Origin of the sequence: Tabrizicola sp. (assembly GCF_016793705.1) — a bacterium.
Classification (GTDB): domain Bacteria; phylum Pseudomonadota; class Alphaproteobacteria; order Rhodobacterales; family Rhodobacteraceae; genus Tabrizicola.
Genome location: NZ_JAEULO010000020.1, coordinates 1 through 20,093, shown reverse-complemented (window position 1 = coordinate 20,093; position 20,093 = coordinate 1). Strand labels below are relative to the sequence as shown.

General features: G+C 67.3%; 18 protein-coding genes and 1 pseudogene. 8 read left to right on the top strand and 11 right to left on the bottom strand.

The window, feature by feature from the left end:
- Window positions 1–185: 185 nt before the first annotated feature.
- Window positions 186–1,532: a DEAD/DEAH box helicase gene (locus tag JNJ68_RS03280; protein WP_294978913.1), complete on the top strand. Its 1,347-nt coding sequence runs from the start codon at window positions 186–188 to the stop codon at window positions 1,530–1,532.
- Between the two features lie 58 nt (window positions 1,533–1,590).
- On the opposite strand, the gene JNJ68_RS03275 is transcribed toward JNJ68_RS03280, so the two are convergent.
- The gene (locus tag JNJ68_RS03275; protein WP_294978910.1) at window positions 1,591–2,046 is read right to left on the bottom strand and encodes a hypothetical protein; all 456 of its coding nucleotides are present in this window, start codon (window positions 2,044–2,046) and stop codon (window positions 1,591–1,593) included.
- Window positions 2,047–2,402: 356 nt separating this feature from the next.
- Here JNJ68_RS03275 and JNJ68_RS03270 point away from each other — a divergent pair, with 356 nt between their 5' ends.
- Window positions 2,403–2,981, top strand: a complete 579-nt coding sequence (locus JNJ68_RS03270) for a thymidine kinase (protein ID WP_294978907.1) — start codon at window positions 2,403–2,405, stop codon at window positions 2,979–2,981.
- Here JNJ68_RS03270 and JNJ68_RS03265 read toward each other — a convergent pair.
- Window positions 2,954–3,889 (bottom strand): DMT family transporter, encoded by a 936-nt coding sequence (locus JNJ68_RS03265; protein WP_294978905.1) that lies wholly within the window; start codon window positions 3,887–3,889, stop codon window positions 2,954–2,956. The genes JNJ68_RS03270 and JNJ68_RS03265 overlap by 28 nt on opposite strands.
- A 175-nt stretch (window positions 3,890–4,064) precedes the next feature.
- Here JNJ68_RS03265 and JNJ68_RS03260 point away from each other — a divergent pair, with 175 nt between their 5' ends.
- Entirely contained in the window at window positions 4,065–5,087 is a 1,023-nt protein-coding gene (locus JNJ68_RS03260; protein WP_294978903.1) for a hypothetical protein, read from the top strand.
- A 6-nt stretch (window positions 5,088–5,093) separates the two neighbouring features.
- On the opposite strand, the gene JNJ68_RS03255 is transcribed toward JNJ68_RS03260, so the two are convergent.
- From JNJ68_RS03255 to JNJ68_RS03220, 8 genes are all read right to left on the bottom strand, one after another.
- The gene (locus tag JNJ68_RS03255; RefSeq protein ID WP_294978901.1) at window positions 5,094–5,636 is read right to left on the bottom strand and encodes an SPOR domain-containing protein; all 543 of its coding nucleotides are present in this window, start codon (window positions 5,634–5,636) and stop codon (window positions 5,094–5,096) included.
- Complete coding sequence (upp, locus tag JNJ68_RS03250) at window positions 5,633–6,265, bottom strand: uracil phosphoribosyltransferase (RefSeq protein ID WP_294978898.1); 633 nt, start codon at window positions 6,263–6,265, stop codon at window positions 5,633–5,635. Before upp ends, JNJ68_RS03255 begins: the two co-directional genes overlap by 4 nt.
- Window positions 6,266–7,255 carry an adenosine deaminase gene (locus tag JNJ68_RS03245; protein ID WP_294978895.1) on the bottom strand — a complete coding sequence of 330 codons (990 nt, stop codon included), beginning with the start codon at window positions 7,253–7,255 and terminating at the stop codon, window positions 6,266–6,268. It abuts the gene before it with no gap.
- 48 nt (window positions 7,256–7,303) lie between these two features.
- Window positions 7,304–8,512, bottom strand: a complete 1,209-nt coding sequence (locus JNJ68_RS03240) for a phosphopentomutase (protein ID WP_294978892.1) — start codon at window positions 8,510–8,512, stop codon at window positions 7,304–7,306.
- Window positions 8,512–9,822: a thymidine phosphorylase gene (locus JNJ68_RS03235; RefSeq protein WP_294978890.1), complete on the bottom strand. Its 1,311-nt coding sequence runs from the start codon at window positions 9,820–9,822 to the stop codon at window positions 8,512–8,514. Before JNJ68_RS03235 ends, JNJ68_RS03240 begins: the two co-directional genes overlap by 1 nt.
- Window positions 9,819–10,229 (bottom strand): cytidine deaminase, encoded by a 411-nt coding sequence (locus JNJ68_RS03230; protein WP_294978887.1) that lies wholly within the window; start codon window positions 10,227–10,229, stop codon window positions 9,819–9,821. Before JNJ68_RS03230 ends, JNJ68_RS03235 begins: the two co-directional genes overlap by 4 nt.
- Window positions 10,230–10,335: 106 nt before the next feature.
- Window positions 10,336–11,421 carry a cupin domain-containing protein gene (locus JNJ68_RS03225; protein ID WP_294978885.1) on the bottom strand — a complete coding sequence of 362 codons (1,086 nt, stop codon included), beginning with the start codon at window positions 11,419–11,421 and terminating at the stop codon, window positions 10,336–10,338.
- A complete protein-coding gene (locus JNJ68_RS03220; RefSeq protein ID WP_294978881.1) occupies window positions 11,418–12,077 on the bottom strand; it encodes a GntR family transcriptional regulator in 660 nt (219 codons plus the stop codon). Before JNJ68_RS03220 ends, JNJ68_RS03225 begins: the two co-directional genes overlap by 4 nt.
- A 286-nt stretch (window positions 12,078–12,363) precedes the next feature.
- On the opposite strand from JNJ68_RS03220, the gene JNJ68_RS03215 reads away from it, so the two are divergent.
- The 4 genes from JNJ68_RS03215 to JNJ68_RS03200 all read left to right on the top strand — a co-directional run bounded on the left by JNJ68_RS03215 (window position 12,364) and on the right by JNJ68_RS03200 (window position 18,849).
- Entirely contained in the window at window positions 12,364–14,655 is a 2,292-nt protein-coding gene (locus JNJ68_RS03215) for an NADP-dependent malic enzyme (protein WP_294978878.1), read from the top strand.
- 264 nt (window positions 14,656–14,919) lie between these two features.
- Entirely contained in the window at window positions 14,920–16,806 is a 1,887-nt protein-coding gene (gene prpE / locus JNJ68_RS03210) for a propionate-CoA ligase PrpE (RefSeq protein WP_294978876.1), read from the top strand.
- Window positions 16,807–16,885: 79 nt separating this feature from the next.
- Window positions 16,886–17,416, top strand: a complete 531-nt coding sequence (locus JNJ68_RS03205; protein ID WP_294978874.1) for a hypothetical protein — start codon at window positions 16,886–16,888, stop codon at window positions 17,414–17,416.
- A complete protein-coding gene (locus tag JNJ68_RS03200) occupies window positions 17,413–18,849 on the top strand; it encodes a sigma-54 dependent transcriptional regulator (RefSeq protein ID WP_294978872.1) in 1,437 nt (478 codons plus the stop codon). The genes JNJ68_RS03205 and JNJ68_RS03200 overlap by 4 nt, the downstream gene beginning before the upstream one ends.
- 73 nt (window positions 18,850–18,922) lie before the next feature.
- On the opposite strand, the gene JNJ68_RS03195 is transcribed toward JNJ68_RS03200, so the two are convergent.
- Window positions 18,923–19,690 (bottom strand): NAD kinase, encoded by a 768-nt coding sequence (locus JNJ68_RS03195; RefSeq protein WP_294978871.1) that lies wholly within the window; start codon window positions 19,688–19,690, stop codon window positions 18,923–18,925.
- A 211-nt stretch (window positions 19,691–19,901) separates the two neighbouring features.
- Between JNJ68_RS03195 and glyA the strand changes: the two are divergent.
- Window positions 19,902–20,093 (top strand): annotated as a pseudogene (gene glyA / locus JNJ68_RS03190) (serine hydroxymethyltransferase); the annotation flags it as partial.

Here is a 20,093-nt window from a genome sequence, read left to right as displayed (position 1 = left end):
AACCGCTTTGGCTTGACTTTGTCCCGGAAAGCCCCCATGTCGCCCCGGTCCGATGCCCGTGCCGCGTGAGCACCGAAAGGCCCGGACAAAGGTTCCCACATTCACGCAGGGGCGCCGCTTGCGGCACGGTCACGGGCATTCGCCCCGGGGCGAGGGTCGCGGGCCCTCTGAGCATTGGGATACCCATGACCACTTTCTCCGAACTCGGCCTGTCGCCGAAGATCCTGAAGGCGCTGGAAAAGACCACGCTGAAGACGCCCACGCCGATCCAGGCGCAGGCGATCCCCCATATCATGCAGGGCCGCGACCTGATGGGTCTCGCGCAGACCGGCACCGGCAAGACCGCAGCCTTCGGGCTGCCTCTGCTCCACCGCCTTCTGGACATCGGCCATCCGCCGGGGCCGAAGAACGTGCGCGCGCTGATCCTCGCCCCGACGCGAGAGCTGATCGGCCAGATCAAGGACAATTTCGAGGTCTTCACCAAGGGCACCGCCGTCAAGGTGACGATGGTCGTCGGCGGTGCGAGCCTCTTCAAGCAGGCGCAGGCGCTGTCGAAGGGCACCGACGTGCTGGTGGCAACGCCGGGCCGATTGATCGACCTCTTGGAACGCGGCGACGTGAGCCTTGAGAAATGCGGCTACCTCGTGCTGGACGAAGCCGACCACATGCTCGACATGGGCTTCATCCATTCCCTGCGGAAGATCGCCAAGCACATCCCGCTGAAACGGCAGACGCTGCTGTTCAGCGCGACGATGCCGAAGGACATCGGCGAGATCGCCGATACCTACCTGCGCGACCCGGTCAAGGTGCAGGTCGCCCCGCCCGGCAAGCCGGTGGAGCGGATCAGCCAGGGCGTGCATTACCTTCCGACCGGCGACAAGGCCAAGGCGCTGGAAGAGTATCTCAAGAAGCACCCGGGCGAGCAGGCGCTGGTCTTCGGCCGAACCAAGCACGGGTCGGAGAAGCTGGCGAAACTGCTGGCAACCTGGGGCTTCAAGGTCGGCTCGATCCACGGCAACAAGAGCCAGAACCAGCGCGACCGCACCCTGACGGAATTCCGCGGCGGCGAGCTGGAGGTGCTGGTCGCGACTGACGTTGCCGCGCGCGGGATCGACATCCCGACGGTGCGCCATGTCTACAATTTCGACATGCCGAACGTGCCGGAGAACTATGTCCACCGCATCGGCCGCACCGCGCGGGCGGGGGCGGACGGGTCCTCGATCAGCTTCTGCGCGCCTGCGGAGATGGGTGAGTTGCAGGCGATCGAGAAGCTCTTGAAAGCCCCGCTGCCGGTCGTGGGCGGTGCGCCCTGGGCGGCGGATATTGTCGCGGCGGCCCCGAAGCCGGGGCAGAACCGGGGCCAGCGTCCGGGACGACCGGGCGGGCAGAAGAAGGGCTCGCAGCCTCCGGCGCCGGGGGCGCGCGCGGGCCAGAAACCGGGCGGGCAGAAACCGCGTCAGGGCGGCGGCAAGCCGCAGGGCGGCAGCTTCGCCCCGCGTCGGCCCGAAGGCCAGAAACGGCGGCCGGGCTGAGAGAGGCGTCGGGACCAGGCCAGAAACTTTCGCGAGAATTTTTGGTCTCGCCTGGCCTTCAGCCCGCTTCCTCCTCAAGGTTCAGCTTCATCTCCAGCAGCACCTGCTGGATGGCGAGCGTCTCGCGCAGAAGGCGCTTGGCCTCGTTCATCGAGATCTTTCCGTCGCCGATGGCCTGATTGTACTCGGCCATCAGCATCCCGAAGCGCTGCGCCAGGGCGACAACGTCCTGGTTCACGCCCGAAGAGGTCGCGTTTCGCTTTTCGCCGTCATAGGACAGCGTGATCCCCCGCAGGTCGGCCAGCGCAGCGGTGACATGGGGGAAGCGGCTGGAGCTTTCCAGCTGCGCCACCACGTCGATGGGCATGAAGCGGTCGTCATGTTCGTCACTGTCGGAATAGTAGCGACCGAGCGTGGCTTTCGACTTGCCGGTGATCTCGCAGGCGGCTTCGATTCCCACGTCCTTGACCAGGGTCTCGGTATGCTTCTTCAGATAGGACGCAATCGACATCAACAGGCTCCACAATCCCCCGGTGAGATCGGGGAAACTCGACGTGTTTTTCCCATTAATCGGATGGGAACCCTTTGTCATGAATAAAGATGTTCCGGGCATACCGGAACGGTAACGAGTGGCCGGTGTCCCCAGCACCGGCAGGGGTGGGGCCCGCCGCATCAGACCGGAAACGGGATGACGGCGGATCCGCCGGAACGTGGCGGGCCCGTGTCTTGACGAGTGTGCGGAGCAATCCGTGCTGGTGTTGTTGTGTGTGTGACGGGCCCGCGTTCCCGCCCGAGTGAGTGTTTCCTTCGGTTCCCGGGCTGTGCCCGCAATCCCTTGCGGCGCAGCCCGGTGATCGGCTAGGGCACGCCATGGCCAAGCTCTACTTTCACTACTCCACCATGAACGCGGGGAAATCGACCTCGCTCCTGCAAGCCTCGCACAACTACCGCGAAGGGGGGATGCAGACCTACCTGATCACCGCGCGGCTGGACAGCCGGGCGGGCAAGGGCCGGATCGCCAGCCGCATCGGCATCGGCGAGGATGCCGATACCTTCGGCCCCGGCGAGGACCTCTTCGCCAAGCTCAAGACTCGCTTTGCTGAAGGCCCCGTGGCCTGCGTCTTCATCGACGAGGCGCAGTTCCTGTCCAAGGAGCAGGTCTGGCAACTGGCCCGCGCGGTGGATGACCTGGGCGTGCCGGTGATGTGCTACGGGCTGCGGGTGGATTTCCAGGGCAACCTCTTCCCCGGCTCCGCCGCCCTCCTCGCCTGGGCGGACGAGATGCGCGAGGTGCGCACGATCTGCCATTGCGGCAAGAAGGCCACCATGGTCATCCGCCGCGGCCCCGACGGTCGGGCGCTGAAGGAAGGAGAGCAGGTGGTGATCGGCGGGAACGAGACCTACGTCAGCCTCTGCCGCCGTCACTGGAGGGAAGCGGTCGGCGACTGAACCGGCACCGGCCGCGCGATCAGCACGCCCGCCAGCACGATCAGCGACATGCCGAGAACGGCGATCCAGCTCAGCTCCTCACCCCAGAGCACGAAGCCCCAGGCGGCAGAGGCCGGCAGGATGACGTATTCGAAGACCGACACCCGCGAGGCTTCGGCGATCTGGTAGGCCTTGACGATCATCCCCACCCCCAGCAGCGAGCCTGCGGCTTGCACGAAGGTCCACCACAGGAATTCGCCCGTCGGCCAGACCGGGCCGCGTTGCAGGAAGCCCGCCGCCCCTTCGGGCACCGCCAGCGGGAAAGCCCAGAGCACGGCCATGCCGACCAGCCCGATCACGCCCAGCATCCCGAAGAACCCGGCCAGGATCGTCTCGGCGCTTTCGCCCGCGCACCATTCGCGGGTGGCGATGTTGCCCATGGCGTAAAGCGCGCCCGAGATCACCGGAAGGAGCGCGGCGAATGTCGCCCCCGACAGCGCCTCGGGGCCGAGGACCAGGACCACCCCGGCGAAGCCCAGCACCACGGCCAGGATCTGCATCCCCAGGATCGGGCGATCATAGGCGAAGCGCTGGATCAGCAGCACGAAGATCGGCGCGGTGAAGAGGCCCGCCGCCACCTGCGCCACCGGGAGGAAGGCGAGCGCGCCGAAGTAGATCACCATCGCCGCCCCGTGGATCGCCGACCTCGCCAGCACCGCCCCGGGTCGCCTTGGCCGCAGCTTCAGGCCCAGCGGGATCGCCAGCGCCGCCAGGATCGCGATCGCCATCACCGTGCGTGTCGCATGGAACTGCCAGAGTCCGGCATCCCGCGCGATCACTCGCACATAGTTGTCGGTATAGGCGATGACGCAAGCATAGATCAGCACCGCGCCAAAGGCGGCAAGGGTTCGGTTGGAGGCCTGGGTCATCTGTTCGTCCGGCTTGGGCTCGCCTGACTTGGCCCAAGACGCGCCGCAGCGCCAGCCCGAACGCGACCTTTCCCGGCAAATCCGGGTCGCTGGCGTGCAAGCGCGCGCGGGGTCATTGTCGCCGCCGTCCCGGGCGGCTAAGCTGGCGCAAAACAGGCAGAGACCCTTTCAGCCGATGACGGCGCTACGGAAGTATCAACGGCTGGAATGCGGGGGCCTGTGGCGCGAGACGCCGCAGGACCAGCGACGCGAGGTGCTGGTGCGCTTCGGCGATGCGACGCTGGTGCTGTCCGACCCGAAAAGCGGGGCCGCGGTCAGTCACTGGTCGCTTCCGGCTATCGAGCGGGTCAACAAGGGGCAGGAGCCTGCGGTCTTCGCGCCGGGCACCGATGCCCTTGAAAGCCTGGAACTGGACGACCCCGACATGATCGCCGCGCTCGGCACCGTGCGCCAGGCGGTGCAGGCGGCGACGGCGCGGCCGGGCCGGTTGCGCGGCGTCCTGCTCGCCGGAACCGCGGCGGCGGTGGTGCTTGCCGCCGTCCTCTGGCTGCCCGGCGCGCTTGTCAGCCACACCGCCTCGGTCGTGCCGCCAGCGCAACGGGCCGACATCGGCCAGCGCGCGCTCGACGACCTGATCCGCGTGACCGGTACCCCCTGCAACGACCGGCTCGGGCTGCAGGCGCTGGCCGCTTTGTCCGAGCGGGTCTTCGGCCCGGTCGACACGCCGATCCTCTATGTCCTGCCCGAGGGGGTGGAGCAGCCGCTGCACCTGCCCGGCGACGTGATCATCCTGCCTCGCAAGCTGATCGATCAGGCGAACGGACCGGAGGCCGCCGCCGGGGCAGCGCTGGTCGAACGCCTGCGCATGAAGGTGCAGGATCCCATCGTGCCGCTTCTGGAATACGCAGGCCTGCGCGCGACCTTCGAGCTTCTGACCACCGCCAGCCTGCCCGACACCGCGCTTTCCGGCTATGGCGAGGCGATGCTGCGCGCAGCCCCTGCCGCCTTGCCCGAGGCCACCCTGCTCGCCGCCTTCGAATCCGCGCAGATTCCCGCAACGCCCTATGCCCTGGCCATCGACCCCGAGGGGAAGACCACAGCGGCCCTCGCCTCCGGTGATCCCTACAAGGGCCTCGCCCCCTCGCCGCTGATCCCGGACGAATCCTGGGTCGCGCTGCAAGGCATCTGCGGCGGCTGACGCCCCTCAGGGCTGGATCACCGTCGCGTCGGGAAAGCCCTTGGCCCGCAGCACGTCCCGCGCCTTGGCAGCGGCTGCGGCATCGGGAAACGGCCCGGCAAAAACCGTCGTCAGCGTCGAGGTCGCCCCCTGCACCTGCCCCCGGATCACCTGGAAGTCGAGGGCCGCCAGCCGCGCCTCGGCCTTCTCGGCATTGGCCACCACCCCGAAGCTGCCAACCGCCACGAAATAGCCACCTGTCGCCTGCCCGACAGGCGCTGCCGGGCTCTCGGGCGTCGCAGCGGACGGCACCGGCTGCAGGCCCCCCTCCTCGGCCACCGGCACCCGGTGGCCCGAGGGCGGGTTGCCGCAGGACGGCACCCCCTCGCGCGAGACGCGGGGCACCCAGACCACCTTGCCGCCCGCCCCGGCGCGGACGAACATGCAGCCCTTGCTGTCAACATATTGCTGACCGGCATAATCCGCCGGCGGCAATTCGGCAGGCCGGATCGGCTCGGCTTCCGCTGGCAGGGCTGCCAGCAGCAACGCAAAGGCAAAGGCCCGGGTCATTTCGTCCCGAACATCCGGTCGCCCGCATCGCCCAGCCCCGGCACGATATAGCCCTGGTCGTTCAGATGGCTGTCGACCGCCGCCGTGACGATCGGGACATCCGGATGCGCCTCCTTCATCCGCGCGATGCCTTCCGGAGCGGCCAGAAGGCACAGGAAGCGGATCTGCTTCGCCCCGGCCTGCTTCAGCAGCGACACCGCCGCCGCCGAGGAATTCCCGGTCGCCAGCATCGGGTCGACCACGATGGCGATCCGGTCCTCCATGTGGTCGGGCAGCTTGTTGTAATATTGCACCGGCTGCAGCGTTTCCGGGTCGCGGTAAAGGCCGACGAACCCCACCCGCGCCGCCGGGATCAGTTCCAGGATGCCGTCCAAAAGGCCATTGCCCGCCCGCAGGATCGAAACCAGTGCCAGCTTCTTGCCCTCGATCATGGGTGCATCCATCTCCTCCAGCGGCGTCTCGATCCGCTTGGTGGTCATCGGCAGTTCCCGCGTGACCTCATAGGCCAGAAGCAGGCTGATCTCGCGCAGAAGCTTGCGGAAACTGGCGGTCGAGGTGTCCTTTTCCCGCATCAACGTCAGCTTGTGCTGGACAAGCGGGTGCGACACAACGGTCAGGTGATCCAGCATTCAGGCCTCCAGCTTCTTCGCGATACCTCCCTTGGTATCCGCATCGCAGAAGGCCGCGTCAAGCGACTGGCGCGCGATCCGCCGGAATTGCCCCTCGTCCCAGTCGAAGGCCCGGTGCAACTCCTCGTATTCCCGCGCCATCGTGGTGTGAAAGAAGGGCGGGTCATCGGTCGAGACCGTCACCTTCACCCCCCTTCGATCGAGTTCCGCGATGGGATGGTCGCGGAAGCTCTTGTAGATGCCCAGCGTGACGTTCGAGCCCGGACAGACCTCCAGCACCACGCCCTTCTCCGCCAGCTCGTCCACCAGCGCGAGGTCCTCGATGGCCCGCACCCCATGGCCGATCCGCTCCACCTCCAGATCGCGCACCGCATCCCGCACGCTGTCCGGCCCGCCCCATTCCCCGGCATGGGCGGTCAGCCGAAGCCCCGCCTCCCGCGCGCAGTCGAAGGCCCAGCGGAAATCCTTCGGCGCACCGATCTTCTCGTCCCCTGCGATGCCGAAGCCCACGATCCAGTCCCCAGCCGTCTCCGCCGCGCAAAGCGCGGTTTCGCGCGCCTTCTCCGGGCCGAAATGCCGGATGCAGGTGATGACCCCACGTAGAGTAATGCCCATCTGGCGTTCGGCCTGCGTCGCCGCCTCCTGCATCGCGTGCAGATATTCGCGCCACGCCCCGACGTCGCGCCCGCCGCAAAAGTCGGGGCTCAGGAACGTCTCGGAATATACCACCCCCGAGGCTGCCGATTCCTCCAGCACCGCCAGCACCAGCCGCGCGTAATCCTCAGGGCTTTGCAAGGCCGAAGTCGCCGCCTCATAGACCTTGAGGAAATCCCAAAAGTCCTTGTAGCGGTAGTTCCCGCGCGCGTCGAAGATGCCGGATATGTCCAGATGCTTTTCCTTCGCCAGCCCCCGGATAAAGGCGGGCGGCGCCGCGCCCTCCAGATGCAGATGCAGCTCGACCTTCGGCAATCCACTCACGACAGGCTCCATTTTCTGTCTGAAAGTATCCCGGGGTCCGGGGCAGCGCCCCGGGGGCGGTCACAGGAAACTCCGTCCCGGCCCCTGCGACGCCACCCCCAGATGGGCCGCGATACTGGCACCCACATCCACGAAGGCCCGCAACCAGATCTCTCGCAGCCCCACGCCCCAGCCGGTCAGGGGCACCCGCTCACGGGTATGCTCGGTCCCCCGAAAGGTCGGGTCGTTGCCGTGGTCCGCGGTGAAGATCGCCAGATCGCCGGGCCGCAGATTGGCGAAGAAACGGGGCAGGCCCGCATCGAACCATTCCAGCGCGCGGGCATAGCCCGAGACATCGCGGGGGTGGCCGTAGAGCGTGTCGAACTCGACGAAGTTCGCGAAGGTCAAGGACCCGGCTTCGGCGTCCGCCCCTAGTCGCACAAGATGTTCGAAAAGATCGGCGTCGGACTTTCCCTTCGACAGCGTGCCGATCCCGCGCATGGAAAAGATGTCGCCGATCTTGCCGATGGCATGGGTCGCCCGGCCCGCTCCGCTCACCCAATCCAGCAGCGTTGGCGCGGGCGGGGCAATGGCGTAGTCGTGACGGTTCGAAGTCCGCCTGAAGTCGCCGCAAGACCCGGTGAAGGGCCGTGCGATGACCCGGCCCACCTTACGGGCATGCAGCATCGGCGCGAGGTCCTGGCAGAGTTTCAGCAGCCGCTCCAGCCCGAAGGCCTCTTCATGCGCGGCGATCTGGAACACGCTGTCGGCAGAGGTATAGCAGATCGGCCATCCGGTCCGCAGGTGTTCCTCGCAATGCTCGGCGATGATCGGCACGCCGGAGGCATGGCAGTTGCCAAGGATGCCCTCGGTGCCTGCCAGCCGACAGACCTCGGCCACGATGTCATCGGGGAAGGCGGGCACGGTGTCGGGGAAATAGGTCCAGTCCCAAGGGACCGGAACACCTGACAGCTCCCAGTGACCGGAGGGCGTGTCCTTGCCCTTCGACACCTCCGTCGCTGCCCCCCAGAGCCCCTCGGGCACCGCCGACAGCCCCGGCGTCGCGGCGCCGGAGGCCAGCCGGATCGCCGCCCCCAGCCCCAGCCGGTCGAGGTTCGGCATCTTCAACAACCCGCTGCGCCCGACCTCCGCCCTCCCCTCGGCACAGGCCTGCGCGATATGGCCCAGCGTGTTCGACCCTTCGTCGCCGAAGGCCGCCGCATCCGGCGCACCGCCGCAGCCGACGCTGTCCATCACGATCAGGAAGGCCCGCCCTTCAGACTTCGCCATCAGCCGATCCTCTTCTGTATCAGCGCCGGTTCTTCCGGCGCCTCCGGCACGATCTGGTAGGCCGCCTGAACCGCCGCGACCGCCGCCCGCGCGGCGTCTTCCGTCACAGCATGTACCATCGCCAGGGGAACGCCCTCTGCCGTCTCCTCGCCGATCCCGGCCAGGTCCGAAAGGCCCACCGACGGGTTCACCCGGTCGCCCTCCCGCAGCCGTCCGCCGCCCAGATGCACCACCGCTTGTCCCAAGGCCTCGCCGTCGATCCGGGCCACGAAACCGTCCGCCAGCGCGGGCACTTCCATCATCACCGGGGCCGAGGGCAACCGATCCGGCCAGCGGTCGACGAAATCCGCCGGTCCGCCCTGCGCCACCACCATGCGCCCGAAACATTCTGCCGCCGCGCCGGATTCCAGCGCCTGCGCGATCCGCCCCTCGCCATCCGCCGCATCCGAGGCCAGCCCTGCGAGCGCCAGCACCTCGCCCCCCAGCGCCACGGTCACATCCCACAGCGCCACGTTGACCGAGGTGCCGGTCAGCGTCTCCATCACCTCGATCACCTCCAGCGCATTGCCCGCCGCCGTCGCCAGGGGCTGCGACATATCGGTGATCAGCGCCGAGGTCATGCAACCCGCCCCCTGGGCCGTCGTCACCAGCGACCGCGCCAGGGCCTCGGCCTGCTCCGCCGTCTTCATGAAGGCGCCCGAGCCGCATTTGACGTCCAGCACCAGCGCCTCCAGCCCCGCCGCCAGCTTCTTCGACAGGATCGAGGCGGTGATCAGGTCGATGCTCTCCACCGTGCCCGACACATCGCGGATCGCATAAAGCCGCCGGTCCGCCGGGGCGAGGTCGGCGGAGGCCGCGACGATGGCGCAATGCACCTCGGCCATCTGCTTGCGCAGGGCGCTTTCGGTCAGACCGGTGCGAAAGCCGGGGATCGACTCCAGCTTGTCCAGCGTCCCGCCGGTATGGCCGAGGCCGCGGCCCGAGATCATCGGGACGTAAGCCCCACAGACCGCCAGCGCCGGGGCCAGCAGCAAGGAGGTACAGTCGCCGATCCCGCCGGTCGAGTGCTTGTCGACCACCGGACCGGGCAGATCCCACTCCAGAACCTTCCCGGAATCCCGCATCCCCCGCGTCAGGGCGACCCGGCCCTCTTCGGACAGACCCTTCAACAGCACCGCCATCGCGAAGGCCCCCGCCTGGGCATCCGTCACCGCGCCCGAGGCAAGGCCCATCGCGAACCAGCGCAGGTCGTCGGCCGAAGGCTGGCCGCCATCGCGCACCCTTGCGATGATGGCGCGGGCGTCAGTCACGCCCGGTCCATATGCGCGGCGGTGAAGACGCCGGGCAGAAGCTCGGCCACCGTCATCACCTTCTGCTTGCCGTCGGTAGTACAGAGCGTCACCCGCACCTCCTGCCCGGCGAATTCGGCAATCTTCTGGCGGCAGCCACCACAGGGCGGCACCGGATCGGGGCTGTCTGCGATGACGCAGACCTCGGCGATCCTCGTATCCCCGGCGGCGATCATCGCCGCAATAGCCCCCGCCTCGGCGCAGGTGCCTTCCGGATAGGCCACGTTCTCGACATTGCAGCCGACATGCACCGCTCCGCTCGTCGACAGCAAAGCCGCCCCGACCTTGAACCGCGAATAGGGCGCATAGGCCCGCTCCCGCACCGCCGTCGCCGCCTCCAGAAGCGTCATCGCCCTCTCCCTGACCATTTGGTCAGAGTGTGATGCCGCCCGCCAATTTCCGCAAGCACTGCTCGTCGTGCGCCTTCGGCTTCTCCTCGCGACTCCGACGAGAAGCGAAGCGCACGAGGAGGCCTTATCTGGACACCACCCGCGTCGGCGGATTGCCGGGCAGCGTCACTTCCAGCAGCTGCAAATCCGCCGTCGGATCGACATAGCGCGTCGCCATTCCCGGCGGGATCACGAAGGCATCGCCGGGCGAGAGGCGGTAGGGGTCCTTCCCCTCGCCCTCCAGCGTCATCCCGCCGGTCATCACGAAGGTGAAAAGGATATCCCCGTCATGCACCGTCCAAGGCGCGGCCACGCCGGTCGGCCGCGCCACCATGACCGAGGCCACGCCCTTCGTATTCTCGTTGATCGTCGTATCCCGCGCCTCGAAGCCGGGGATGCGGAAGGGCCCGAACACCCCCTTCGACCCGATGTCATGGACGAACTTCTGCCCATCCCATTCCCGCTCCGGCCGGTAGTGCGGGGTCGGCAGTTTCATCTCGTGGTCGATCTCGGTCACATGCTCGGCGGGCACCCCGATCTCCACCACCTGCACGCCTTCGGAATGCAGCACCTTGTGGCGGATGGTGGGCGGCTGGATGAAGCAGTCGCCCGCATGGATGCGGCGGATATCGCCTTGATCCTCATAGAGAACATCCACCCAGCCGGCGACGCAGAAGATCAGCTGGAAGCCGACCTTGTGGAAATGCACCATGTCCGGCACCGGCCCGTCCGGCACCCGGATATGGCTCGCGATCATCGCCCCGCCCAGGCGGCTGGGGATCAGATCGCGATATTCCATCCCCGCCCGCCCGATCACCCAGGGCGCCTGGTCGGCGAGGCGGCGCACCACAAAAGCATGTTCCGTGGCAGGCGTCACCACCGGCGGGTTCAGCTCGTCGATCTCCACTTTCGTGCCGTTGGGCGCGGTCAGCGACCTGGCGCCGCCCGCAAAACCCGGATCGTCGGTCAGGATGCGCAAGGTGCCGGGGGCTTCCGGCGCGTCCTTTTCGATCCGCAGGCGCACGCCATGGCCCGACAGCACCGCGACCGAGGGGTTGTCGGCGGGAAAGATCATGTCCAGCCGGAAGCCCAGGGTCTTCATGTAGAACGGCAGGTCGTTGCGCAGCTCTTGCGTCGGCAGGCGGATTTCGGCGCGGATTTCGTCAGTCATGGTTCCCCCTTTAATGCGATCAGGCCGGTGGCAAGGCCCCGGCGGTAGCTTTCCTCGGCATCGTAGATGAAGCGCAGCATCCGGTCCTGCGCGGCAAGGCCGTCGGCGGACAGGAAGGCGGCGTGAAGGGCGCACAGGCCCGCAAGGATAGTCGCCCGCGCCTCCGGGTCTGGCAGGGTGGCGAAGCGCACCGACTGCACCTGGCCCGAATAGCGCTGGATCGCTTGGCGCAGCTCGGCGTTCCGCACCGCCCCGAGCCAGCCGTTGCGAAACCCCTCGGCACCGCGATGAAAGGTGGCCACGTCCGCCCCCGCACCCTCGGCCAGGGCCAGCGCCGCACCCATCGTGGCAAGGTCGGCCTCGCCCCGGTCGCGGGCGACCCCGGCGACGGCATGGGGCTCCAGGAGGCGGCGCAGCACGAAGACCTCGGTGATGCGGTCGGGGCTCAGGTTCGGCAGCGCGAAACCCCGGCTGGTGCTTTCCAGATAGCCTTCCGAGACAAGCTGCATCAGCGCCTCGCGCACGGGCATCCGGCTGACGCCCATCTCTGCCGCGATGGCATGGTCGACCAGGCGGGCGCCCGGCGCGATCTCGCCTTGCAGGAGACGAGAGCGCAGGACGTCATGGATGCGCGTGCGATGGCTGGTGCGGGACATTGGGGGCAACGGGAGGTGTCGCTAAAAAGTATACTGTTTATTGAAAAAGTCCAGAGCATCTCGTGAATATGCGTCAAATCTAGCGAATGATCGCCAAATTCCGTATACTTCTTTCCCCGCCCACACCGGCACCTTCCTGCAAAGCCGAAAAACACTTGCTGGTTTTCATTGATTTCCATCTCCGGCAAATGCAGGCATTCTGCCACGGCAAAGCCGTGCTGACCCAGCGGGCCGCAGGCGGGACAAACAAGATGGTTCAACGTTAAACCATCTTCAGGAGGGGTAGATGAGCGACGACCGGCAGGACGAGGCGAAGCAGGCGGCACGGCAGGCGGCGCTGGACTACCATGAGTTCCCCAAGCCCGGAAAACTGGAAATCCGCGCCACGAAGCCCCTCGCCAACGGCCGCGACCTCGCCCGCGCCTATTCCCCCGGGGTGGCCGAGGCCTGCCTGGAGATCAAGGCCGACCCCGCCACAGCCTCCCGCTATACTTCCAAGGGCAACCTCGTCGCCGTCATCTCGAACGGCACCGCGGTCCTTGGCCTCGGCAACATCGGCGCGCTGGCCTCGAAGCCGGTGATGGAGGGCAAGGCCGTCCTCTTCAAGAAATTCGCCAACATCGACTGCTTCGACATCGAGGTGAACGAACCCGACCCGGTGAAGCTGGCCGAGATCGTCTGCGCGCTGGAACCCAGCTTCGGCGCGGTGAACCTTGAGGATATCAAGGCCCCCGACTGCTTCATCGTCGAAAAGCTGTGCCGCGAGCGGATGAACATCCCCGTCTTTCACGACGACCAGCACGGCACCGCCATCGTCGTCGGCGCGGCGGCGACCAATGCGATGATCGTGGCGGGCAAGCGGTTTCAGGACATCAAGGTCGTCTCCACCGGCGGCGGGGCGGCAGGGATCGCCTGCCTGGAAATGCTGGTGAAACTGGGCGTGAAGCGCGAGAATGTCTGGCTCTGCGATCTGGAGGGGCTGGTCTACCACGGCCGGGCCGAGCAGATGACCCAGCAGAAGGCCGCCTTCGCGCAGGGCACCAAAGCCGCCGGTCTGGCCGAGGTGATCAAGGGCGCCGACCTCTTCCTCGGCCTCTCCGGCCCCGGCGTGCTGACCCCCGCGATGGTCGAGAGCATGGCACCCAACCCCATAATCTTTGCTTTGGCCAACCCCACGCCGGAAATCCTGCCCGACGAGGCCCGCAAGGTCGCCCCCGGCGCGATCATCGCCACCGGGCGGTCCGACTTTCCGAACCAGGTCAACAACGTCCTCTGCTTCCCCTTCATCTTCCGCGGTGCGCTGGACGTGGGGGCGACCACCATCAACGACGAGATGGAACTAGCCTGCATCGAGGGCATCGCCGCGCTGGCCCGCGCCACCACCAGCGCCGAGGCCGCCGCCGCCTATCGCGGTGAAACCCTGTCCTTCGGGCCCGATTACCTGATCCCCAAACCCTTCGACCCCCGGCTGATCGGCGTCGTCGCATCCGCCGTGGCGAAGGCCGCGATGGAAACCGGCGTCGCCACCCGTCCGCTGGACGACCTCGACGCCTACAAGCGCAAGCTGGACGGCTCGGTCTTCAAATCCGCCCTCCTCATGCGCCCGGTGTTCGAGGCCTCGAAACTCGCCACCCGACGCATCGTCTTTGCCGAGGGCGAGGACGAGCGCGTCCTTCGCGCCGCCAATGCGATGCTGGAGGAAACCACCGACCTGCCGATCCTGATCGGCCGCCCGGAAGTGGTGGAGGCCCGCTGCGAACGCGCCGGCCTGCCGATCCGCCCAGGCCGCGACTTCCATCTGGTCAACCCCGAGAACGACCACCGCTATCGCGACTACTGGGGCACCTACCACGAGCTCATGGCCCGGCGCGGCGTCACGCCCGACACCGCCCGCGCGGTGATGCGCACCAACACCACCGCCATCGGCGCAATCATGGTGCACCGCGAGGAAGCCGACAGCCTGATCTGCGGCACCTTCGGCCAGTTCAACTGGCATCTTGGCTACGTCCGCCAGATCCTCGCCCGCGGCGGACTGCACCCGGTGGCAGCCCTGTCCCTGATGATCCTGGAAGACGGCCCGCTCTTCATCGCCGACACCCATGTCCACTCCGAACCCAGCCCGCAGCAGATCATGGAGACGGTGATCGGCGCCGCCCGCCATGTCCGCCGCTTCGGCATCACCCCGAAGATCGCGCTCTGCACGCAAAGCCAGTTCGGCAACATGGACAACGCCTCCGCCCGTCGGATGCGCGACGCGCTGGAGCTTCTGGATCAGCGCGAGCCCGACTTTGCCTACGAGGGCGAGATGAACCTCGACGCCGCCCTTGACCAGTCGATCCGCGACCGGTTGTTGCCGGGATCGCGCTATGAAGGGGCCGCGAACGTCCTCGTCTTCGCATCCTCCGAAGTCGCCTCGGGCGTGCGGAACATCCTGAAGGTCAAGGCGGGCGGTCTGGAGGTCGGGCCGATCCTCATGGGCATGGGCAACAAGGCGCACGTCGTCACCCCCGCCATCACCGCGCGCGGCCTCCTCAACATGTCCGCCATCGCCGGGACGCCAGTCGCGCATTATGGGTAACGCTCCTCGTTCGACTTCGTTTTCTCGTCACGCCCGCGAGGAGTGACGAAGTTACCGGCGAGCGAATCAGTGCGTCACAGGTTTTGCAAACTGCCGGACTCCGCGCACCCGGCTTTGCTTCACCTCCCTTCTTTGCAAATCTTCCCGCCCGCATCCGGCAAATTCTGCAAATCTGTCGCAGACTGTTGCCGGTAACAGCGTTGCGCAACCGGCATCCCATGGCATACCACCGGCGCGAGGAGACATCGGCGGGGGGAGATCGCGATGGGCTACGCACAGATCTACAAAAGCTGGCAGGACGACCCTGAGGGATTCTGGCTGACCGCCGCAAACGGCATCGACTGGGTGACGAAGCCGACCAAGGCGCTCGACGCCTCCCGCGCCCCCCTCTACGAATGGTTCACCGACGCCACGGTCAATACCTGCTGGAACGCCGTCGACCGCCATGTCGTCGCGGGCCGGGGCAAGCAGCCCGCCATCATCCACGACAGCCCTGTCACGGCGACCCGCCACATCATCACCTATGCGGAACTCCAGAACCGCGTCGCCCGCCTGGCCGGGGCGCTCCGCGCCAAGGGCGTCGAAAAGGGTGACCGCGTCATCATCTACATGCCGATGGTCCCCGAGGCGCTGGAGGCGATGCTCGCCTGCGCCCGGCTCGGCGCGATCCACTCCGTCGTCTTCGGCGGCTTCGCGGCGCATGAGCTTGCCGTCCGCATCGACGACTGCACCCCCAAGGCGATCATCGCCGCCAGCTGCGGGATAGAACCCTCCCGCGTGGTCCACTACAAGCCGCTCCTCGACGCAGCCATCGACCTGGCCGACCACAAGCCCGACTTCTGCGTGATCTTCCAGCGCGAGCAGGAGGTAGCGAAGCTGACCCCCGGCCGCGATGTCGCCTGGCACGAATTCCAGTATGGCGTGGAACCGGCCGACTGCGTGCCGGTCGCGGGCAATCACCCGGCCTATATCCTCTACACCTCCGGCACCACCGGGGCGCCCAAGGGCGTCGTCCGCCCCACCGCCGGGCATCTGGTCGCCCTCAACTGGACCATGCGCGCGATCTACAATGTCGGCGCGGGCGATGTCTTCTGGGCGGCCTCCGACGTGGGCTGGGTCGTCGGCCACAGCTACATCTGCTACGCCCCCCTCATCGCGGGCTGCACCACCATCGTCTACGAGGGCAAACCCGTTGGCACCCCCGACGCCGCCGCCTTCTGGCGCGTCATCGCCGAGCACAAGGTGAAAAGCTTCTTCACCGCCCCCACCGCACTCCGCGCCATCAAGCGCGAGGACCCCGAGGGCAAGCTGGTCCCGCCGCTCCCCACTCTCCAGGCGCTATATCTCGCAGGCGAAAGGGCCGACCCGGACACGATCCACTGGGCGGCAAAGCACCTGAACGTGCCGGTGATCGATCACTGGTGGCAGACCGAGACTGGCTTTGCCATTGCCGCCAACCCGCTGGGGATCGAACACCTGCCGGTCAAGATCGGCTCGCCCTCCGTCGCCATGCCGGGCTATGATGTACAGGTGCTGGACGAAGGCGGCCACCCGGTCAGCCCCGGCACGCTCGGCGCCATCGCGGTGAAACTGCCCCTGCCCCCCGGCACCCTGCCGACCCTCTGGAACGCCGAGGACCGCTTCCTGAAAAGCTACCTCAACCACTTCCCCGGCTATTACGAAACCGGCGACGCGGGTTATATCGACGCCGACGGCTATCTCTACATCATGGCCCGCACCGATGACGTGATCAACGTCGCGGGCCACCGCCTGTCGACCGGCGCGATGGAGGAGGTGCTGGCCAGCCACAAGGATGTCGCCGAATGCGCGGTGATCGGGGTGGCCGACGACCTCAAGGGCCAGTCGCCGCTGGGGTTCCTCTGCCTCAACAAGGGCTCGAACCGCCCGCATGACGAGGTGGTGAAGGAATGCGTCAAGCTGATGCGCGACCAGATCGGCCCGGTCGCCGACTTCAAGCGCGCAGTCGTGGTGGACCGCCTGCCGAAGACCCGGTCGGGCAAGATCCTGCGCGGCACCATGGTCAAGATCGCCGACAGCCAGCCCTGGAAGATGCCCGCCACCATCGACGACCCGGCCATCCTCGACGAGATCACGACAGCGCTGCAAAGCCTGGGGCTGGCGAAAGCCTGACAAGGCTGGACAGAGTGCACAACCTGAGGCAATCTTTGCATTATGCAAAGATTCCTTCGGCGAAGCGCGCCCTGACCAAATGACCCGCCCCGACGCCGCACTCAGGACCGCGATGGATGCCCCGTTGCAAAACCTCCGCCGCGCGGTGCAGGCGCTGCGCCCGCATCTTGAAACCCCCGATCAGCAGGCCGAGCTGTCGGTGATCGAGGACGCCCTCGCCCGCCTTTCGGCACCCCGGATCACGCCTGCTTCCTTGGGCGAATTCGACCCCTCCCGCCTCAGCCACCTGCTCGAGATCACCGGGCCCGACCTCGGCCCCGAACTTCTCGCCCGCCTGACCGAAGACCTCACCTCGACCCGCGACCTGCTGGAAACCGGGGCGAACCAGACCGACTGGAAAAGCCTGCGCGAAGGCAGTCATGTGCTGATCTCGCTCTCCGGCTCGGTGGGCGCGCTGTCCTTGCAGGCCATGTCGGAAAGCCTGAACGCCATCGCCCACCGGCAGGACAGCGACGCGCTCGCTACGCTGATGCCACCGCTCGCGGAAGAGCTGGTGACACTGATCCAGTTGATCCGCGCTGCCCGGTCGCCTGACGGAATCGCCCGATGAAATCCACAACCCCGCTCTCCCGGCCCTCGGTGCTGCTGGTCGAAGACACGCTCTCGCTCCAGATGGTCTACCGTTCGATCCTCGCCACGGCGGGACACCGCGTCGCCACCGCCGCCAGCGCCACCGAGGGGTTGGAACAGTTCCGCACCCACCGACCGATGGTCGTGCTCCTCGACCTCATCCTGCCCGACCGCGACGGCCTGGAAGTGATGCAGGAAATCCTGGGACTCCAGCCGGAAACCCGGATCATCGCCATCACCGCCAACGGCTCGGTCAACCGCGCGGTCGAGGCGATGCGGGCGGGCGCGCATGACTTCCTGGTCAAGCCCTTCGACGAGGGCAAGTTTCTCTCCGCCGTGCAGAACGCGCTGGCCGAAGCCAACCCGCGCGAGGCGGCGAGGCCCACCGACCCCGCCGCTCCCGCCACCCGCAGCCGCGATGCCGCCGAGGTCGCAGAGGGCTCGGGCTTCATCGGCTCGTCCGACGCGATGAAGCGCATCCACGGCACGATCAACTCGGTCGCGCGGTCGATGGCCACCGTCTTCATCACTGGCGAAAGCGGCACCGGGAAGGAGCTTTGCGCGCTTGCCGTCCACGCCAATTCCAACCGCGCCGCTGGTCCCTTCATCGCGCTGAATTGCGGCGCGATCCCGCAGGACCTCCTGGAAAGCGAAGTCTTCGGCCACATGAAGGGCAGCTTCACTGGCGCCATCTCCGACAAGCCGGGCGCGGCGGCGGCGGCGGATGGTGGCACGCTCTTCCTCGACGAGATCTGCGAGATGGCCCCGGCCTTGCAGACCAAGCTCCTGCGCTTCCTGCAAACCTCCACCGTTCAGCCGGTGGGCGCGACCCGTCCGCGCAAGGTCAACGTCCGCATCGTCTGCGCCACAAACCAGGACCCGCTCGATGCCGTCCGCCGCGGCCAGTTCCGCGAGGATCTCTACTACCGGCTCTATGTCGTGCCGATCCACATGCCGCCGCTCCGCGACCGCGGCCAGGACATCATCGAGATCGCCGAAACCGCGCTGACCCGCTTCGCGCAGGAAGAAGGCCGCCAGTTCCATGGCCTCGACCCCTCGGTGCGCAGCCTGATGCAGTCGCTGCCCTGGCCCGGCAACGTGCGCCAGCTTCTGAACGTCATGCGCAACGTGGTGGTGCTGAACCAGGGCGGCTGGGTTACGCCCGACATGCTGCCCCCCGGCCTGACCGAGGAAGATCCGGCGTTGGTGTCGGAACCGGCCACCGCGCCCGGCCCCGAAATCCTGACGGCCGACTCGCTCCTCGGTCTTCCCCTCGCCGAGGCCGAGCGCCGTTTGATAGAGGCGACGCTGGCGCTGCACGGCGGCTCGATCCCCAAGGCCGCGCGGGTGCTGGATGTCTCCCCCTCCACCCTCTACCGCAAGATCGAGGCCTGGAGCGCCAAGGCCAGCTGACCGGTCCTCGGTGACTTCGTCCCTCGTCGCTGGCCTTGCGACGAGAAGACGAAGTCGCACGAGGAGCCGCCCTTCAGACGAATTGCTCGCCGATCAGCCGCTCCTCCAGCCCATGCCCCGGGTCGAACAACAGCCGATGACTCACGCTCTCGTCCGACCGCACCTCGACGTTGATCACGTCCCGGGTCGAGGACCGGCTGTCCGCATCGGCCATTACCGGTCGTTTCTCCGCCTCCAGCACGTCGAAGCGCACCACGGCCGTCCGCGGCAGCAGGGCACCGCGCCAGCGCCGGGGCCGGAAGGCCGACATCGCCGTCAGCGCCAGCACGTCCGACCCGATCGGCAGGATCGGCCCGTGCGCCGAGTAGTTGTAAGCCGTCGACCCTGCCGGGGTCGCCACCAGCGCCCCGTCGCAGACCAGCTCCTCCAGCCGCACCCGCCCGTCGATCGACACCCGCAGCTTCACCGCCTGCGGACCTTGGCGCAGCAGCGAGACCTCATTGATCGCCAGCGCCTCCGTGACCTTGCCCTTCGGATTCTCCGCCCGCATCGCCAGCGGATTGATCAGCGTCTCCTCCGCTGCCGACAGCCGGGCGGGCAGGTCCTCCAGCGCATAGGCGTTCATCAGGAAACCGATGGTGCCGCAGTTCATCCCGTAGACCGGCAACCGCCGACCATGCGCCGCGTGCAGGGTCTGGAGCATGAACCCGTCGCCCCCGAGCGCGACCACCACCTCGGCCCGCCGCGCATCGGCCTGGCCATAGGCCGCCGTCAGCGCCGCGAAAGCCGCCACCGCCGCCGGGGCCTTCGAGGCCGTGAACCGGATCCGCTCCCGCTGCATGTGCTGGCCACCCCGTTGCTATGGGGCCAGTCTTGGCCGCCCGGCCCGGCAAACTCAACCCCGGTTCTGGTCCCGTCCGGTTTCCCGCCCTCTCCCGATTTCGCACCCAAGGCGGAAGCTGTCGCTTTCTTACCTTTCCCGTCGCGAATGCCTGGTCTAAATACCCCGCAACTTCGCCCCACGCTTTTCCCTTGCCACAAGGACCTGACGCATGACCGCCACCCCCCGCGACCCTGGTTTCTTCACCGAAGCGTTGTCCTCACGCGACCCGGAACTCTTCGGGGCGATGAGCCAGGAGCTTGGCCGCCAGCGCCACGAGATCGAGCTGATCGCGTCCGAGAACATCGTCTCCCGCGCGGTGATGGAGGCGCAGGGGTCGGTCCTGACCAACAAATATGCCGAG

Bases quoted from the DNA above. Each gene is read 5' to 3' on its own strand.
- JNJ68_RS03200 (WP_294978872.1), top strand. From the start codon at position 17,413: ATGAAATCCACAACCCCGCTCTCCCGGCCCTCGGTGCTGCTGGTCGAA.
- JNJ68_RS03240 (WP_294978892.1), bottom strand. From the start codon at position 8,512: ATGGCGAAGTCTGAAGGGCGGGCCTTCCTGATCGTGATGGACAGCGTC.
- prpE (WP_294978876.1), top strand. From the start codon at position 14,920: ATGGGCTACGCACAGATCTACAAAAGCTGGCAGGACGACCCTGAGGGA.
- upp (WP_294978898.1), bottom strand. From the start codon at position 6,265: ATGCTGGATCACCTGACCGTTGTGTCGCACCCGCTTGTCCAGCACAAG.
- JNJ68_RS03195 (WP_294978871.1), bottom strand. From the start codon at position 19,690: ATGCAGCGGGAGCGGATCCGGTTCACGGCCTCGAAGGCCCCGGCGGCG.
- JNJ68_RS03225 (WP_294978885.1), bottom strand. From the start codon at position 11,421: ATGACTGACGAAATCCGCGCCGAAATCCGCCTGCCGACGCAAGAGCTG.
- JNJ68_RS03280 (WP_294978913.1), top strand. From the start codon at position 186: ATGACCACTTTCTCCGAACTCGGCCTGTCGCCGAAGATCCTGAAGGCG.
- JNJ68_RS03215 (WP_294978878.1), top strand. From the start codon at position 12,364: ATGAGCGACGACCGGCAGGACGAGGCGAAGCAGGCGGCACGGCAGGCG.
- JNJ68_RS03255 (WP_294978901.1), bottom strand. From the start codon at position 5,636: ATGACCCGGGCCTTTGCCTTTGCGTTGCTGCTGGCAGCCCTGCCAGCG.
- JNJ68_RS03265 (WP_294978905.1), bottom strand. From the start codon at position 3,889: ATGACCCAGGCCTCCAACCGAACCCTTGCCGCCTTTGGCGCGGTGCTG.
- JNJ68_RS03245 (WP_294978895.1), bottom strand. From the start codon at position 7,255: ATGGAGCCTGTCGTGAGTGGATTGCCGAAGGTCGAGCTGCATCTGCAT.
- JNJ68_RS03230 (WP_294978887.1), bottom strand. From the start codon at position 10,229: ATGGTCAGGGAGAGGGCGATGACGCTTCTGGAGGCGGCGACGGCGGTG.
- JNJ68_RS03260 (WP_294978903.1), top strand. From the start codon at position 4,065: ATGACGGCGCTACGGAAGTATCAACGGCTGGAATGCGGGGGCCTGTGG.
- JNJ68_RS03220 (WP_294978881.1), bottom strand. From the start codon at position 12,077: ATGTCCCGCACCAGCCATCGCACGCGCATCCATGACGTCCTGCGCTCT.
- JNJ68_RS03205 (WP_294978874.1), top strand. From the start codon at position 16,886: ATGACCCGCCCCGACGCCGCACTCAGGACCGCGATGGATGCCCCGTTG.
- JNJ68_RS03270 (WP_294978907.1), top strand. From the start codon at position 2,403: ATGGCCAAGCTCTACTTTCACTACTCCACCATGAACGCGGGGAAATCG.